This is a genomic window from Laceyella putida (genome assembly GCF_042665195.1).
In the GTDB taxonomy this organism is placed as follows: Bacteria; Bacillota; Bacilli; order Thermoactinomycetales; family Thermoactinomycetaceae; genus Laceyella; species Laceyella putida.
Window position 1 is genome coordinate 25,633 of the sequence record NZ_JBHTBW010000012.1, and the last position, 15,974, is coordinate 41,606.

The 15,974-nt window shown below is 47.2% G+C and carries 11 protein-coding genes and 1 pseudogene; 3 read left to right on the plus strand and 9 right to left on the minus strand.

All coding sequences use genetic code 11. The annotated features are described in order from the left end of the window. Positions 1 to 29 precede the first annotated feature (29 nt). Positions 30 to 1,037, plus strand: a complete 1,008-nt coding sequence (locus ACFQNG_RS04750; protein ID WP_379863771.1) for an endonuclease/exonuclease/phosphatase family protein — start codon at positions 30 to 32, stop codon at positions 1,035 to 1,037. A 301-nt stretch (positions 1,038 to 1,338) separates the two neighbouring features. On the opposite strand, the gene ACFQNG_RS04755 is transcribed toward ACFQNG_RS04750, so the two are convergent. From ACFQNG_RS04755 to ACFQNG_RS04795, 9 genes are all read right to left on the minus strand, one after another. Then, positions 1,339 to 4,020, minus strand: coding sequence for a S8 family serine peptidase (locus tag ACFQNG_RS04755; protein ID WP_379863733.1), 2,682 nt, complete (start codon positions 4,018 to 4,020; stop codon positions 1,339 to 1,341). A gap of 281 nt (positions 4,021 to 4,301) precedes the next feature. Then, positions 4,302 to 4,694 carry a hypothetical protein gene (locus ACFQNG_RS04760; RefSeq protein ID WP_379863734.1) on the minus strand — a complete coding sequence of 131 codons (393 nt, stop codon included), beginning with the start codon at positions 4,692 to 4,694 and terminating at the stop codon, positions 4,302 to 4,304. 28 nt (positions 4,695 to 4,722) lie between these two features. After that, positions 4,723 to 5,187 carry a protease complex subunit PrcB family protein gene (locus ACFQNG_RS04765; protein WP_379863735.1) on the minus strand — a complete coding sequence of 155 codons (465 nt, stop codon included), beginning with the start codon at positions 5,185 to 5,187 and terminating at the stop codon, positions 4,723 to 4,725. A 591-nt stretch (positions 5,188 to 5,778) separates the two neighbouring features. Beyond that, complete coding sequence (locus ACFQNG_RS04770; RefSeq protein WP_379863737.1) at positions 5,779 to 6,618, minus strand: 1,4-dihydroxy-6-naphthoate synthase; 840 nt, start codon at positions 6,616 to 6,618, stop codon at positions 5,779 to 5,781. Continuing rightward, positions 6,615 to 7,319, minus strand: coding sequence for a futalosine hydrolase (locus ACFQNG_RS04775; RefSeq protein ID WP_379863738.1), 705 nt, complete (start codon positions 7,317 to 7,319; stop codon positions 6,615 to 6,617). Before ACFQNG_RS04775 ends, ACFQNG_RS04770 begins: the two co-directional genes overlap by 4 nt. Positions 7,320 to 7,592: 273 nt before the next feature. Next, positions 7,593 to 8,651, minus strand: coding sequence for a HEAT repeat domain-containing protein (locus ACFQNG_RS04780; protein WP_379863740.1), 1,059 nt, complete (start codon positions 8,649 to 8,651; stop codon positions 7,593 to 7,595). 291 nt (positions 8,652 to 8,942) lie between these two features. Next, complete coding sequence (locus ACFQNG_RS04785; protein ID WP_379863742.1) at positions 8,943 to 9,203, minus strand: hypothetical protein; 261 nt, start codon at positions 9,201 to 9,203, stop codon at positions 8,943 to 8,945. A 162-nt stretch (positions 9,204 to 9,365) separates the two neighbouring features. Beyond that, entirely contained in the window at positions 9,366 to 10,412 is a 1,047-nt protein-coding gene (locus tag ACFQNG_RS04790) for a DNA polymerase IV (protein WP_379863743.1), read from the minus strand. Positions 10,413 to 10,642: 230 nt separating this feature from the next. Continuing rightward, on the minus strand, positions 10,643 to 11,545 hold the full coding sequence (locus ACFQNG_RS04795; protein ID WP_379863745.1) for a LysR family transcriptional regulator: 903 nt from the start codon (positions 11,543 to 11,545) through the stop codon (positions 10,643 to 10,645). 380 nt (positions 11,546 to 11,925) lie between these two features. Here ACFQNG_RS04795 and ACFQNG_RS04800 point away from each other — a divergent pair. Together ACFQNG_RS04800 and ACFQNG_RS04805 are read left to right on the plus strand one after the other, a co-directional pair. Continuing rightward, a pseudogene (locus tag ACFQNG_RS04800) lies at positions 11,926 to 13,926 on the plus strand (YhgE/Pip family protein). A gap of 277 nt (positions 13,927 to 14,203) precedes the next feature. Then, positions 14,204 to 15,421 carry a cytochrome P450 gene (locus ACFQNG_RS04805; RefSeq protein ID WP_379863746.1) on the plus strand — a complete coding sequence of 406 codons (1,218 nt, stop codon included), beginning with the start codon at positions 14,204 to 14,206 and terminating at the stop codon, positions 15,419 to 15,421. The last annotated feature ends 553 nt before the right edge of the window (positions 15,422 to 15,974 follow it).

Below are 15,974 nucleotides of genomic sequence, written 5' to 3' on the forward strand. Positions count from 1 at the left end.
TCATACTCCTATGCATTCTGTCCCTGGCGATGATTGGCGCTTTTTTGTTGTACATGACGATAACCGATTATGAACCGAAGCCGGTCATTCCCCTCAAAGTCACAAACAACACGAACCATCTGTTAAAACCTGGAGTCCCCTTTACAGTGACCACGTTTAACATCGGCTATGCCGGTCTGGACAAAAACCAAGACTTTTTCATGGATGGAGGGAGCCGTTCCGGTTCAACCAGCAAAGAGCAAACGTTGTCCAACTTAAATGGGATTCTTAAGTTCCTGAAGAAAGAAGCCTCTTCTTTCTATTTGTTGCAAGAGGTGGATGTGGACTCATCCCGAAGCTTTCATATAAACCAAACCACCGCCATACAGCGTCAATTTCCTGGTTATGGCATGGTGTTCGCGCAAAACTATCTTGTGCCTTGGGTTCCCGTTCCCGTTTTTGATCCAATGGGGTCCGTCAACAGCGGACTGGTCACTTTATCCAGCTACAAGCTTAAGCAGAATACAAGATATTCCCTTTATGGCAAGGAAGATTGGCCGCAGCAACTGTTCGATTTGGATCGCTGTATCACGGAACACCGCATTCCCGTAGAAAATGGAAACGAATTAATTCTGGTCCATGTGCATTTGTCCGCCTATGACAAGGGCGGAAAGGTGAGAAAGCAACAACTGACATTTTTAAAAGAATTCATCCAGCGACATGTGAAAGCCGGCCATTACTTGATCATTGGCGGGGACTGGAACCACCTGATTCCGGGGACCAATCCCAAACGCTTCCAATCGACCGAATCTTGGCCCGAATGGATGCAAACCATCCCGCCGGATTTTTTGCCAAAAGGGTTTTCCTGGGTGGCCGATCCGCAAGTGCCCACCTCCAGAACGTTGGCAATCCCCTATAAGAATGGAGTCAATTTCAAATCCAATATTGACGGGTTCTTGGTTTCCCCCAATGTGACGGTAAAAAAAGTGTATGGCCACCCTCTTGAGTTTGATTACAGTGACCACAATCCGGTAACGGCTCAATTCATCTTAAATTAAACATGAATACGACATATCTAACTAGGGCGTGTCTGGCAAATCAAGTTGACCATTAGGAGAAGGCGGAAAAACCTTTTCCCAATGAGCGCCGATGGACAAGTGAAGCGAATGGGAAAACGGTTTTGGAGCCGCCGACATATTTTATCAGACACGCCCTAAAAATTAACGCCCTTCTCCAAATGATTAAGGTTGGCCGGGCGCAGGCGCAAAGGAAAAAGGTTAAGCGGTTCCCCTCATTCACAAAAACGCTACTGACCCGCCTAATCGGCAGATGTCAGTAGCGTTTTGCCTTCTCACATCACTATGGCAATTGAATCTCCACGTTTTTGGTGGTCACATGACTCGCCCAGTCCTTCACCCTGATGGTGACGGTGTTTTTGCCCGGCTTCAAATCGCCTTTTTTGAAGAAATGGCTAAAATCATACACGCCTTTTTCTCCACCGTTTATCTCATCAAATTCCCGCCATTTTTTCTCCCCCGCGAGACGCCAGTGAAGTTCGGACAGCGAGGGCTCCTTCACTTTGCCCGACAGTTTTTTTTCATCCGCCTTGATATCGGTGATGACAGGGGCTTGGGTATCCACAGATGCCCAGAACTGCGTTTCCGCTTTTTTGCCCAAGTAGGTGCAACTCACGTTGATCAGATAATCACCATCAGGCAACCTGTTTCCGGTGGTGTCTTTCCCGTTCCACAACCAGTCTGTATAGCCTGTGGCGGGATGGTCGGCCTTGTGAAGCGAATAGACCTTGGGTTCGTTTCCTTCCATCGATTCGGCGGTGATTTCCAAGGAGGCGGGGGAAACGGCCAAATAATAAGTCAGGAGCGTGAATTCGTTTTTCCCGTCCCCATCCGGAGAAAGGTAATACTCAGTCTGGCCCAAACCGGTGATGACCTGATATCCTTTTGGTTCGTTCAAGGCGATAAAGGGAACTTTCAATGCTTGGGTTCCTTCTTGCAGATAGACGGCGCCCGTATATGAACCGCGGGGCAAGGAGGTGTCAAAGCTCATGGACACGGGAAGTTGCCCCACTGACTTCGCGCCAACCGTGACGGAGGAAGGAACGGTCACACGGATTCCTTTTTTCCCGTTGTCCAACACTGCGCGCAGTTCATACCGTTTGGTTTTGTTGGATAAATTTTCGACTTGCAAGCGTCTTTCCATCTGCTGCACACCCGTTTTCGGCTGGAGCAAGCCGAAACTGAGGCTGCTTACGACCACCAGGGACTGCGTGCGGATGGCTTTTGGCAAATCAATGCGCCCAGCCCCTTGCGAAATGTAAGGATAGTGTTTGTTTTCCGTATCTTTTAAGTTGACCGCCGTGTTGGCCAACGCCGCTTTGACTTCGTCCGGGTTCCAATCGGGGTGTTTTTGCAAGAGCAATGCGGCGGCTCCGGCCACATGCGGGGCGGCCATGCTCGTTCCGCTCATCTTCCCGTAGCCCGTTTTTTCCACTTTGCGAGGGAGCGTGCTGACAATATCCACGCCGGGCGCCGTCACATCAGGCTTGATTTCCCAAATTCCGGTCGCCGGTCCGCGCGAGCTGAAGTCCACCATCTTTTCCCGTTTGACAGAACTCAGCTGAATTTGCGTTTTGCCGGAGGCAAGTTGTTGCATGAGGTGGGCGCCAAATCCGCCGGAAAGGGTCGCGGTGGGAACAAACCGTTTTGTGTCCGGTTCGCCCATTTCGTTTGGCATCATCGGATAAGCGAACCAATCCCCGCTTTTATTGTTATAGACGATGACGGCCAAGGCTCCGGCCTTTTTGGCCCGTTCAGAAACGGACTCGACAACATCGCCGCTCCGTTTGACCAGAACGATTTTGCCTTTGGCGTCAATCTTTTGGAAATCCGCTTTTTTGCCGGTTCCCCCATCCACCAGCGAATAGGTGCCGTTTAGCGGAAAGGTTGGGGAGAAGGTGATCAGATTCATCTCCATTTTCTTATCGTCCCCAACCGCTTGCGCGACCGGTGCGGGAACGACTTTCGTCGACGCGCCCACGGAAATCGGCTTGGAGGAAGCGGCGGGAGAACCGACGCTCCAAACGGCCGGACCGGCGTTTCCGTTGGCAAGGACGACCACTATTCCCTTTTTGATCGCGCGCTCAAGGGATTGGGAGAGGACTTCATCCGGAACATTCACATCCATGCCCAGTGACAAATTCATGACATCGGCTTTGTCTCTGACCGCTTGATCGATTCCGGCCATGATCCAATCCGTGGTTCCGCCGCCATCGGCTCCCAATACACGGTACGCCAAAATGGAAGCGTCTGGGGCCACTCCTTTGATTTTTCCATTGGCCCCGATGGTGCCGGCCACATGGGTGCCATGTCCCATTTCATCTTGTGGGGTTTTGTCGTTTTCAACGAAGTCATATCCGCCGATCACGTTCTTTTTCAAATCGGGATGTGTCGCATCCACCCCCGTATCGATCACAGCCACCTTGATTCCTTTTCCAGTGACGGATTGTTTTTGTCCGTCTCTCATTTTCCAGACATTCGGCGCACCGATCAGAGGGGCGCTCTCCGTCATCAATGCTTTATATTTTCGAATGGGGTAAATCCGTTTCACTTCCGGAAAAGAAGCCAGTTTCTGAAGGTCTTCCCCTTTGAGCGTGACAGCCATTCCTGCAAAAACGGTGTCATACGTGTTTTTCACTTGCAAGCCGGGAGAGAGCTCCTTCAACTCCGCGATCAATCTTTTCTGCTTTTGAACCAACCCTTGACGGTACTCCCCTTCGCTTTTGGCCGACACTTTATTGACTTTAACCAAAGAACCATATAAAGCCGTTGGCGCTTCACCCATTTCAACGATGACGGAAACATGTTTTCCTTTGGAAGCCGACACACCCGGCGCCCATTTTTGCTTTAGCGCCGCAACCGGCTTGTTGGGCGCGGACGACGCGGTAACATCGGTCGGATTGCCCCATCCAAGTCCGGTTAGAACAAGGGAAGCACTCACAACAACAGGGAAAAGTTTATTCAATGTTCAACTTCCTCCATCCAATTTGTAATATTCCGACGAACGAAAGCGTCATGCTGACATGAAATGAACTCATTCCATATTTGCTTCGATCACTCTCTCTTAACTATTTAAAATATGTATTAAGTATAAATCACGCCCGGAAAAAGTTGTTGCAAAAGTGTTGCATTAGTGATGCAAAAGTTTTGAGTTAACAAATTTGTTGAATTCATCCTTGCTTCTCTGAGGTCCAAACACAAAAAACCCCCGCTTTCACCGCGGGGGTACTCCGCATCGCCATCTCCCTATTCGGCTGTTGCGCAATTTGTATTTTTAAGCTCAGAAGCATGTATATAACGGAAACCCATGAAGGTGTTAAAGTAATACCATTTATTTGTCCCTTTCACGGTTTCTCCCGTTACGTACCCGTCAAGCCACAGATTCGTCCCTTCCGCCAGCCTCATCTCCACTTGCGCATCTAAGCTGGGCCCTGTTCTGACTGATGCCCCGTGATCAAATACAATCGCTTCAAGATGGCCGTTCGCACACACAGATGTTTTTTTCATGGCGTCTTGTGGGTCAAACCTAGACTGTACCGATACCTTGGCTGGAATATTGACCTCTTGGGCTGATGTGAAAGACGTAAGCAACGACATGCAAAAGAAAGTTAAAGTAATGAGCGTGAACAATTTTTTCATATAGCGACCTCCGACCCCATACCTGATCTCATTGATTTGATCTTCGTCTATTTTCAATCAATCCGGACAAATCTCTAATTTTGTGTGTGGGGTCTGGGATTGATATTACCTTTACCGGACTTGTCAATTGTTGAACGAGAACCGCATTTGAATTCGGCCTAACTTCACTAGCCCAAATGGCCATTTGGCCGGAAGAGACGAAGATGCCATCTATGTTAATTGAATACCCGGTTGTCGGGCGAACCCCCAATGACAAGATCGCATAGGTTCTCCCATCTTTGTGGACCAACGCCGAACCACTATCATCCCGCCATTGAAGTTCATCTATTTTGTATTGCACTTCAAAAGGTAAAGAATCAAGATTTTCTTCAACGTTAAACGAGGTTTCAATAGATTCTTTCACAGACGCATGAGCAACCGTCGTATTGCCTCCCCACAAAGCGGTCACCAACATGAAAGCGAGCAAGCAAAAACTCAGGCTTTTTCCAATCATCTTCAAAACCCCTTTCTAATATTTGATACAAACTTATAATATCATAATACTTCAGAATATTTATATATAAATCTAAATAAAATAATTTTAATATCTAAACAAGATTCGCTAGGCCATAAAAAGTGATTCCCCCAATAAATCAAGCCTTATCAGTCCATCCCCACTTTTTGATTATATTCATTTGGTTGATTTTTGAATAATTATTCACAAAAATTAATAACCAAAAAAATTAATTATTAAAAAATGACAAATATTTTTATTGCTTCTCACGCTCCGCATGTTCAAGCTACTCCCTTCCTGTCAAATTTCAACGCTCCCAACTCTCTCCTTTGATTAACCCCTTTTAGTTACGCTTTTTTCCCCGGCACAAAAAACCCCCGCCACTCACTAGGCAGGGGTCGAACTTTATTGCATGTATATACAATTTATACCAGCCCCAAGGGCCTTGACAAATGTCGAATGATCATTATCACAATCAAAATGCCACTCTCAAAAAGGCATTCATTCCATTGATAACAGACATCCCGTTCTCCGAAACGAAGGGATGTGTTTTACTTCCCGCATTTGACTCATTGGGTGCCGCCGGCCCTGTCAACGCAGCGCCGCCGGATCCACCTCCGGCACTAGCCCTTCTTGCGCGGCCCGGCTTAGCAAGGCGTGAATCGCCGCATACCCGTCCTCGCCCAAAGCGGCGGTGAATCCGTTCACGTACAGATCAATGTGCGCTTGCGCTACCTCGGGATTCAACTCCTGGGCGTGGCGCAACACATACTCGCGCGACGCTTCTGGGTGCGCCCAAGCGTATTCGACCGACGCGCGGATCCAACCGGCGATCGCATCCAGATCCAGTGACCGACGGGCGATGATCGCCCCCAGCGGAATCGGCAGGCCGGTATCGTCCTCCCACCATTTGCCCAAGTCGGTCACGAGGGCTAACCCATACGAGGGGTAAGTGAAGCGTGCCTCGTGGATCACCAGTCCGGCATCAACCGCACCATCGCGCACCGCCGGCATGATCTCGTGGAACGGCATGATCAGAATCTCGCCCACGCCTCCTGGCACATGCTGGGCTGCCCATAGCCGGAACAGTAGGTAAGCGGTTGAGCGCTCACTAGGTACGGCCACCCTGCGACCGGACAGCGCCGATGGGTCTTTGGCGCTGGCTGAACCGCTTCTCGTCAGTACCAGCGGACCGCAACCTCTGCCCAACGCCCCCCCGCATGGCAGCAATGCATACTCAGACAGCACCCACGGCAAAGCGGCGCATGAAATTTTGAGCACTTCCGGTCCATTGGAGCCGGCGGCTAGGCTGTTGGTGACATCGATGTCCGCATATGTAACGTCCAATTTCGGCGCGCCGGGCAGCAACCCGTGCACCCAGGCGTGGAAAACAAAAGTATCATTGGGGCAAGGAGAGAAGGCAATTCTCATATCAACACCTCCAGTAGCACTGAGCTGGCTGCTTCCAGCGCGTCCAGCGCTTCATTGATCCGCCATGCGGCTCGATCCCGTGGACCAACCGGGTTCGAAATGGCGCGGATCTCCAGAATGGGCACACCGCGATCATGAGCCGCGGTAGCTACGCCAAAACCCTCCATCGCCTCGGCGGCCGCCCCCGGCACCCTTGCGGCCAATTCCGCGGCGGTGGCTGCCGTACCCGTCACGGTTGACACAGTGAGCACCGGACCAGTAGTGACCGCAAGTCCAGCCCCGCGCAACGCTTCTGCCACCCGTATCACCAGACCGGCATCGACCCGGACGCGGGTGGAACCGAAGCCCAGCTCGTCCAAGTTACGGAAACCTTCCGGTGTCTGCGCTCCCAAGTCGGCGGCGACGATCTCATCCGCCACCACCAGCGAGCCCACCTCAGCCTTACCAATAAAGCCGCCACCGATGCCGGCTGTCACCACCAAGTCGTACTCGGCAGTTGCCAACACCTTTGCCGTGCTAACCGCAGCCGCTGCCGTTCCGACGCCGGCCACCAACACATCAAAGTTGCTGGCGCCGCGGAGCCCGCGCAACACCGCATCCCTCTCGGCCGAAACCGCAGTCATCACGAGTACGCGCATGCCCGGCCCCCGCTGTCTCGAACCTGAAACAACAGGAGTTTCCGCATTCAGATCATCATTCATCTTTACAATCTCCTTTATTTCGATGTACATATTATAAATTGCATATGAATTGACATCAATTGATTTGGGTTTCCCTGCTTTTGCAAAACCTTGACGGGGCACCCCATTCATATCCATCATACTATAACATCTTTTCCGGCGTCGCGTTTGCACAAGCGATGTCAGGAAGAGCAAAATCGGGCGATTGAACCAAGGTGCCAACTGCATTTTAGTTGGCGTCGACTTAGGGATGATCGCAAATGGATCCTGATGACATTCCAGTGATACTGAGATTCAACAAACAGTGACTATAAATCTTTCCGTCAACTCTTGCTCTATTTTGGCTTCCAATAAACTCCTTACCGCATAAAACATTGATAAATGCCGTTCTTTATCCTCTGCATCCGATATGTTCTCACCGACCAATCCGATGATAGAGTCATCTTGATAAGGTGTGGACCATGAAAATAAAACGCGATAAATATCCGCATAGCTCTCGGAAGTGATTCGCGCAAACTTGATCGGTATGTGGTTGTCAAAAATTTTGCATTCCAACAGGGCGTGCAGCACAAACAACCGATGCCTCAAATCAGCTGTCTCGTATGGATGCCGAACCATCTCTTTTATTTCTTCGAATAATTCCCCAAAAGAGATTTGCAAGTGCTGCATCCCAAAGTAAGCCCAACGCCTTGTTCCAGTGGCTGACCCATCCGCTTCCCAGCGCTCATCCCAGAGAATCTTCTTGTACAGCTCTCTTGTTTTTTCGCCGTAAAGGGCAATGCCAAACAAGATGCCCGCATTGCAATCGACCGATGCGATTGTGGAACCCCAATGATATAACTGATCGATCAAATCTTCCCTTTTGGTCTTACAGCTAAGGACAGGAACAAATTCATTAAATAACGGTTTCCCCATGCAAGATTGAATCTCTTGATAAATTTCCTCCTCTATACCTTGGCAAGATAAATGGACAAGCCCAAGACATGCCTCAGTTGACAAATGCCAATCATTTTCTTTTATATAATTCAGCAAGATCGGTTGTGACTGTTCATATTCCAAATAACCCAAACAAGACAGAATCTCTTCCGGCATATTTTTTTTCAGTTTTTTATGCTCAAAGCATTCACGGTAAATGCGATCGGCTGTTTCTTGATTTCCATGCACCCTAATGGGATCAAGAAGATGCCGGCGATCAAAATCGGTTGGATCTTCTAAAAACAAATCAAGTAATGGGTTCACATCCTCTATGCTTCCGTGCTTTCTGATAAACCGGGCGGCAGCCAATGCGACAGGAGTCGAGCGTGACTCCTCTGATTTGAACATGCGGATGAGCATTTGCGTTGCTGCAAGCATACGTCCCCTCCCTTGCTTCTTTCATCATGCTTCCCAATATAAACGACCGATTTGTTCCAGTAAACCAAATCCCTTTAAGATGTAAGTCGCAAAAGAGGAGTTGCAGTCGGTGCCTAAAGAGTGTTTTCTATTTAGGGCGTGTCTGATAAAGTTTTGGATTTGTGATCATGGCATCGATTCTCGGATATCGGGATAAGCTGAACATTTGGCGAAATCATCGCGGGATCAGCCGGTCTCTATTGGGTCTGAAAAGTAAAAAAAAGACTTTTTACAGAAGCCTTCTTTATCAACCTATTCAAATCCAACAAAATGAGAGCTCTGACCAAGATCTATATCTTCCCAATTCCCCTGGGCATCCCTTCGTCTCATTTCAATCGCTCCATCAAAGGTTTCTACCTCGATAAGATATTCTTGTGAACGAAGCGCGGCCTTAAATTCGTATACATGGCCACCGAAATCGTCCCAATATACTTCTTTGATATAACACACCTCTGTATAATCCAGAGATTCCAAAATAGATGTCACTTCTTTGATAAGCAGTTCATCTTGCAAAATCACTTCCCCCCAACTTACATTATTATTTCCTCGTCAATCGGTTCTGTAGTGTTCAACCCTTTGAACCAACTTTTGTTGGTGGATGTATTTATGTATATAAGAAATATAAGCCCATTCCATTTTATCCACCATCTCCTTAACCTTTCCCCCACAAAACACTCACTCGTCCTCCCAAGAAATGGTCAGCTGTTCGTACTCTTCGGTTGCTGAATTCAAAAAATTGGAAAAACACACACCAACCAAGCGGACTCCGGCAGTGTAGTCAAACGCGTCAAGCAACTCTTCGATCAATTTTGACCAATTGGTATCAGGATTTGTTGTTCGTTGTTTGGAACGCAAGGTAAAATCGGCGTACTTAATTTTTAGCGTCAGTGTCTGTGGGGTTATGCCCTCGTCTGCCAGATCCTTCTGTATCTCTGCCAACAACTCTCTGGCGATTTGTGCAACCGCCTCCTTATCGAACAGATCATCAGGCAAGGTCGTCTCCCGACTGATCGACTTCGGTGCACGATCCGTGACGATTTCCCTGTCGTCCTGCCCTCTCGCCCGATGGTACAAGGCGTAACCGAACTTGCCGAACATCTGCACAACCTCATCAAGGGTTAACCGCCAAAAATCTTTAATGGTAAAGATATTTTTTTTCGCCAACCGTTCCTGTGATTTTTTGCCTATGCCGTGAAGGGTGCTAATGGGGAGTCCCCTCAATATATCAAGTGCTTGTTCAGGTCGTATGATCACAAACGCATCCGGCTTTTTCAGATCACTGGCGATTTTGGCCATTGACTTGTTGTATGAGAGACCGACACTACAAGTGAGCCCCGTCTCCGCCCGAATCCGCCGCTTGATTTCGCGGGCCACTGGAACCGCATTTTCATAATGGGAGACGTCCAAATATGCTTCATCCAACCCCACCGACTCGAAACGGTCGCTGTAAGCAGCAAAGATATGGCGAACTTCCGCTGACTTTTCCACATATCGCTCATACCGTACCGGCAAAAAAATGCCATGCGGGCATTTCTTTCGAGCGATAGCCACCGGCATGGCTGACCGCACCCCATACGCTCGTGCCTCATAACTGCAGGTGGAAACGACTCCACGGTTTTCCCTGCCGCCGACAATGACCGGTTTTCCCCGCAACTCAGGATGGTCAAGCTGTTCCACACTGGCGAAAAACGCGTCGAGATCCATATGTAAAATCTTTTTCATGGGTGGATCCCCTTCCATACAAACATATATTCCTATAATCTATTATGGATGGAATCCTGGGGTAATTCAATATCATCTCTTTGCCAAAGCGCCTTTCAACTCGCAAGGTGCTTTTAGCGTTCATATTAAAGTGCCCAATTTATTCAACAACTTTCATATGTCCGATTTATTGCAACAGATGAATCTGTAAATTCATCCTTATGCCCAGGCATCCCATCCTTATATTTCCATCACGGCATTTCTTCAAGCTGGGATGAAATGTTCGAGAAATACTTGATGACAAATTGACGAAACTGCTGGGCTACCGATGATAAGTAACGTCTTTTTGACCAACCTAGGCCTATGGTTCTTTGGCATTTTGGCTCAGTAATACGCAATCGTTTTGACACAGGGTCAGAATTCCACAGCAACGTTAAAGCGGGAACAAAAGTGATTCCCAAACCTTGTCTAACCAAGTCCCCTATGACCCCCGGTTCGTCGCCTTCGAAGGCAATGTGCGGTATAAAACCGGCTTCTCTACAAAATCCATCCGTTAAGTTTCGAAAGCCATACCCCGCATTCATACTGATGAATGATTCATCTTTCACTTCATGAAGATCGATGTTGTCACGTCCTGCCAACCGATGTCCAGGAGGGACAATCAAGAAAATTTCCTCCGTCATGAGTGGCTCCCAGACAATCTCGGGACCTTCGATCGGCACAGAAGAAATGCAAAAGTCGATTTCCATATTCTTCAGTTGACGTTTCATTGCAGAAGTAGACACTAGAAATTGTTGAAACCGAACATGAGGATATTGACTTAGAAATGAACCGAGCAAATCTGGAAGTATTCTGGGAATAGATACCGCCAATGTGATGGATTCTTGGCTAAGCCCCGCTAAATCTTTTAGTTCGCGTTTCCCTTCACTTAATTCATTAAAAGCTCGTTCCACACGCTCAAGAAACACTTTACCGAATGAATTCAGTTTTATCTTCCGTCCTTGTCGATCGAACAAAGGAACCCCTAAATCTTCTTCTAAACGAGCAATGGTTTTACTGAGAGAGGGTTGGGCAATTCGAAGTTCTTCTGCCGCTTTTGTCATGTGCTCCAATCTGGCAACTGTTTGAAAGTATTTAAGTTGAAGAAATTCCATACTCTGTCCCCTCCTTTTTGATAATTATAGACTAAAAGCAATAAATTTATAATCAAATATATATTTCACAATATAAAAGATAAAACGGTATAGTAGGAAGAGGCAAACGTAGTTGTAGCTGAATTCAAATTTAAAGAGTTGAATGGTGATTTATAAACCATCCCTCGAAGAGGGACCCGAATATGATGATGCGGCGGTAAAAATAAATCATTGCGGTGTCTATCACGGAAATAGCGGTTCCACCAAAAATAAAAGAATCAGAAAGGGGAAGGAATGATTAGAACCAGAACAAATGGCAAAGGTCGTTGCCTTTGGCTTTTGAAGAAGGCGGACGACGGTCGCGCTATTTTTAAGTTTTACATGATGGAAAGGGTATCAACATGAAAGGGATTCAATTAATATTTAAAGATTGGAAGTCGATGTGGACCAGTAAACATGGACGGATCGCCTTGGTTTTTCTTCTGATTGTTCCTTTGATTTATGCAGGATTTTTTCTGGCAGGATATTGGAATCCATATGAACGATTGGACCAACTCCCAGTCGCTGTCGTGAACTTGGATCAAGGTTCCGTGATGGACAAGAAGCCGATCCATGCAGGAAATGACTTTGTTGAAAAATAGAAGGAAAACAGAGATTTGAATTTTCAATTTGTTTCTCAAACGGATGCGGATCAGGGGCTAAAAGAAGGTAGATACTACATGGTTGTCACCATCCCCAAAGATTTTTCCCAAAAAAACAGTACGCTGCTGGATGACCACCCCCAACCCGCACAGCTTCTTTATAAAATTAATCCGGGCAAAAACTATGTAGCATCTCAGATCAGTACGACAGCCATGGAAGAAATGAAAACAAAAATCGCCAATAGCATCACGAAATCCTATGCCGATGGTGTATTCTCGAAGTTTCAAGAATTGGCGAAGGGTTTAGGCGATGCTGGTGATGGTGCCGGGAAGTTAAATCAAGGGACTACCCACGCCAAAAATGGAATGGTTCAACTGTCTGATGGAATACATCAACTAACTGATGGCTCCAAAGAACTTAAGGCCGGAAGCAAACAACTTTCTGTCGGCCAGCAAAAATTAAATCAAGGAGTTCAAGGGATTAAAAAAGGAACACTCACTTTATATAATGGCATGGCACAGCTATCCAAGGGGCATCAAACCTTGGAAACAGGAATGGAGCGATTAAATCAAAAAACAAAGGCATGGTCCGAGGGCAATGATAAATTGCTACAAGGACAAGCCCATGTGAACGACACGGCAAACGCTCTAAATAAACAATTGGAACAGTATATGCAAAATCACCCGGAAGCTCAGCAAGATCCCAGCTTCCAACAAATCGTTGCGACTTCCAATGGATTAGCCAACGAGACAAACGCATTGAAAAACAGTCAAACACAACTTGCACAAGGTGCAAAGAGCTTAGCTGAAGGACAAGCCAAAATCGAAGAAGGCATGAAACAATTTGGCGATAAAATGAACAAAGCAACCAGTGGAGCCAAACAATTATCTGATGGAACGATCCAATTCGCTAATGGATTTAATCAATGGAGCCAGGGATTTTCATCCTTACATGCTGGAATTAACAATCTGGAAAACGGTGGAAGGCAATTGGGTAATGGAGCCGATAAATTGACCTATGGACTGATCCAATTGACGGATGGTTCGCACGAGTTATCCACCAAATTAAATGAAGCGGCGAAGAAAACATCAGATATTCATAACAATGATGCATTAACCTCCATGTTTTCGGAACCTGTTCAACTCGTTAAATCGAGTGTGTCGAATGTACCCAATTACGGCACCGGCATTGCTCCTTATTTTCTGTCTTTGGCGTTTTATGTTGGCGGGATTATGGCTTCTAATATCCTTCCACTTGGACGAAGACAAGATCTCAAAGTCAGTGGAACGGTCCATTTTATCAATAAATTGGGTTTGGTTTACTCGATTGGATTGATTCAAGCGTTAATTGTAGATACAGTCGTTCTATTCGGATTCAAATTACATGTGGCGAGTACGCCTTTGTTTATCTTATCCAGTGTGATTATTTCCTTTACCTTTATGACCTTTATTCTCATGTTGGTAACTGTGTTTGGCATTGTTGGGAAATTTGCAGCCGTAACCCTTTTGGTTCTCCAATTAGCTACAAGCGGCGGAACGTTTCCTGGCGAATTGAGTACACCTCTACTGAGGGAGATTGGACAAATTCTTCCAATGGCTCACTCTCTTCGCGGACTTCAAGAGGTCATCTCTTTGGGTGATTGGTCTCAATTACAAGCACAATGCTGGATATTGCTATGTTATCTGATTTTCGCCGCTGGAATTTGCTGGATTGCCAACCACATCCAACACAGAAAAACTACCGCAGATCATATCCATTAATTTGGTGAAGGTAGGTGAAACAAAATGCACATCATAGGGGTCGACGCGATGAGAATAGGGATGGGATCATTTGCCCCTAGTGGGTGAAAGGGATCCTGCACCTAATGAAATACTGTGTGTGATAGGGAAAAATAATATTTCATTTCATTGTGTGGCCGCATAAGCAGCCGGAATTTCCCGGCTGAGCGATGCAATGAGCGCTCATGCAACCGAAACGGGGAATGATGCAGTATGAACAAGAACGATGATTAATAACATAAGCAAGGAGGCTACACCCATGATCAAAACAAAGAAAACGGGACGCTACGCCAACATCATACCAATGGCAGAATTGAACACGAAAGAAAAACGGCTTAACCCTTTCCCGATCTACGACCAACTCCGCCAATCGACGCCGGTCCGATACGATGAAAGCCGCAGCTGCTGGGACGTGTTTCGGTATGAGGACGTCCATCGCATTCTGAAAGACCCGGCCACATTCTCCTCAAAACGGGGAATGGACATTCGAAAAAGGGAAAACATCTTGATCATGGATCCACCGCGGCACACGCAGATGAGAGGATTGGTCAACAAAGCGTTCACACCAAAGGTCGTCGCTGATCTGGCTCCCCATATCACATCCATCACCAATGCGTTGTTGGACGCGGTGCTGGATCATGGCAAAATGGATATCGTATCCGACCTTGCCGTTCCGTTACCGGTCATCGTCATTGCGGAATTGCTTGGCGTTCCTACGGAAGATCGCCAGCTTTTTAAAGAGTGGTCTGATATCCTTGTCAAGGGACCGGACGAGAATACAGAAGAGGCGTTTAATCAGGTTGTGGCCGAAAATGCCCAGGCATCGGAAGAGTTGAGCGCTTACTTTGCCCGAATTGTTGAGCAACGCCGCTCAGAGCCGAAAGATGACCTGATTTCGTTGCTTCTGGCAGCCGAGATCGAAGGACAGAAGTTAAACGATGAAGAAGTGATTGCTTTTTCGATTCTCCTATTGGCAGCCGGAAATGAGACGACAACCAATCTCATCGCAAACGCGGTCCGCCGCTTGACGGAAGACCAAGCGCTTCAACGGCAATTGAAAGAAAACCCGGATCTCATTCCCAGCTTTATCGAAGAAGTGCTTCGTTTCTATCCGCCGGTTCAGGCCATCGGACGGGTGGCCACGCGGGACGTTGAAATTGGCGGCATGCAGATAAAAGCTGGGGATCAAGTGATCTCCTGGGTCGCTTCAGCCAATCGCGATGAAGCTAAATTCAAAGATCCGGGTAGTTTTGTGGTTGATCGAAAACCGAATCCCCACCTTGCGTTTGGCTTTGGCATTCATTTCTGCCTGGGAGCCCCGCTTGCGCGGCTGGAAGGGCAAATTGCCCTTCGCACCATACTGGAACGCCTGCAGGATATTCAATTTGTCACCGGATCAGAATTGTCGTATATTCAAAGCCCATTTGTCTATGGTGTGAAACAGTATCCAATCACATTTCAAGCAATCGACAGATAGACGACAAAAGGTCATCCTCTTTCATTATAGAATAAGACCTTACTAAAGACTTGAGCGCTGCTCAAGTCTCTTTTTTCATTTACTTCAGTGGGTTTCACTTGGTCTGCTGACTTGAGACTCCACACGGCTGAAGCCGTGGGATTCTTGGGTAGTTAGCGCACTCAATCCATTTCTGCTTCATGCAACTCCCAAGTTCAGGGCTGTCTCATCAGCCCGTCCCATGCAGTTCTACAACTCATGTTGCATGTACCCACATGGGCGGAACGCCTATTACCAGCGTTCTAGTTCCGTTTTACTCACTCTCATGATTTTACCCAGTGGGATGAGCACCGCTCATGCGTTAGATTATACTGAAAATTACCGCTCTTAACAATACCATAAAGGGATTACCGAGGAACGCCGACTTTCATCCCATCCTTGAAAGAGTTGGGCTTTCAGTCGGCAACTTCTGTAATACAGCTCTTTTTCATCGCGATTCCCCCATTATTCGTTCACAGAAGAAAAACGAATAAAAGTGCATAATTTATTTTTGTCAACATCGATCATGACGAAG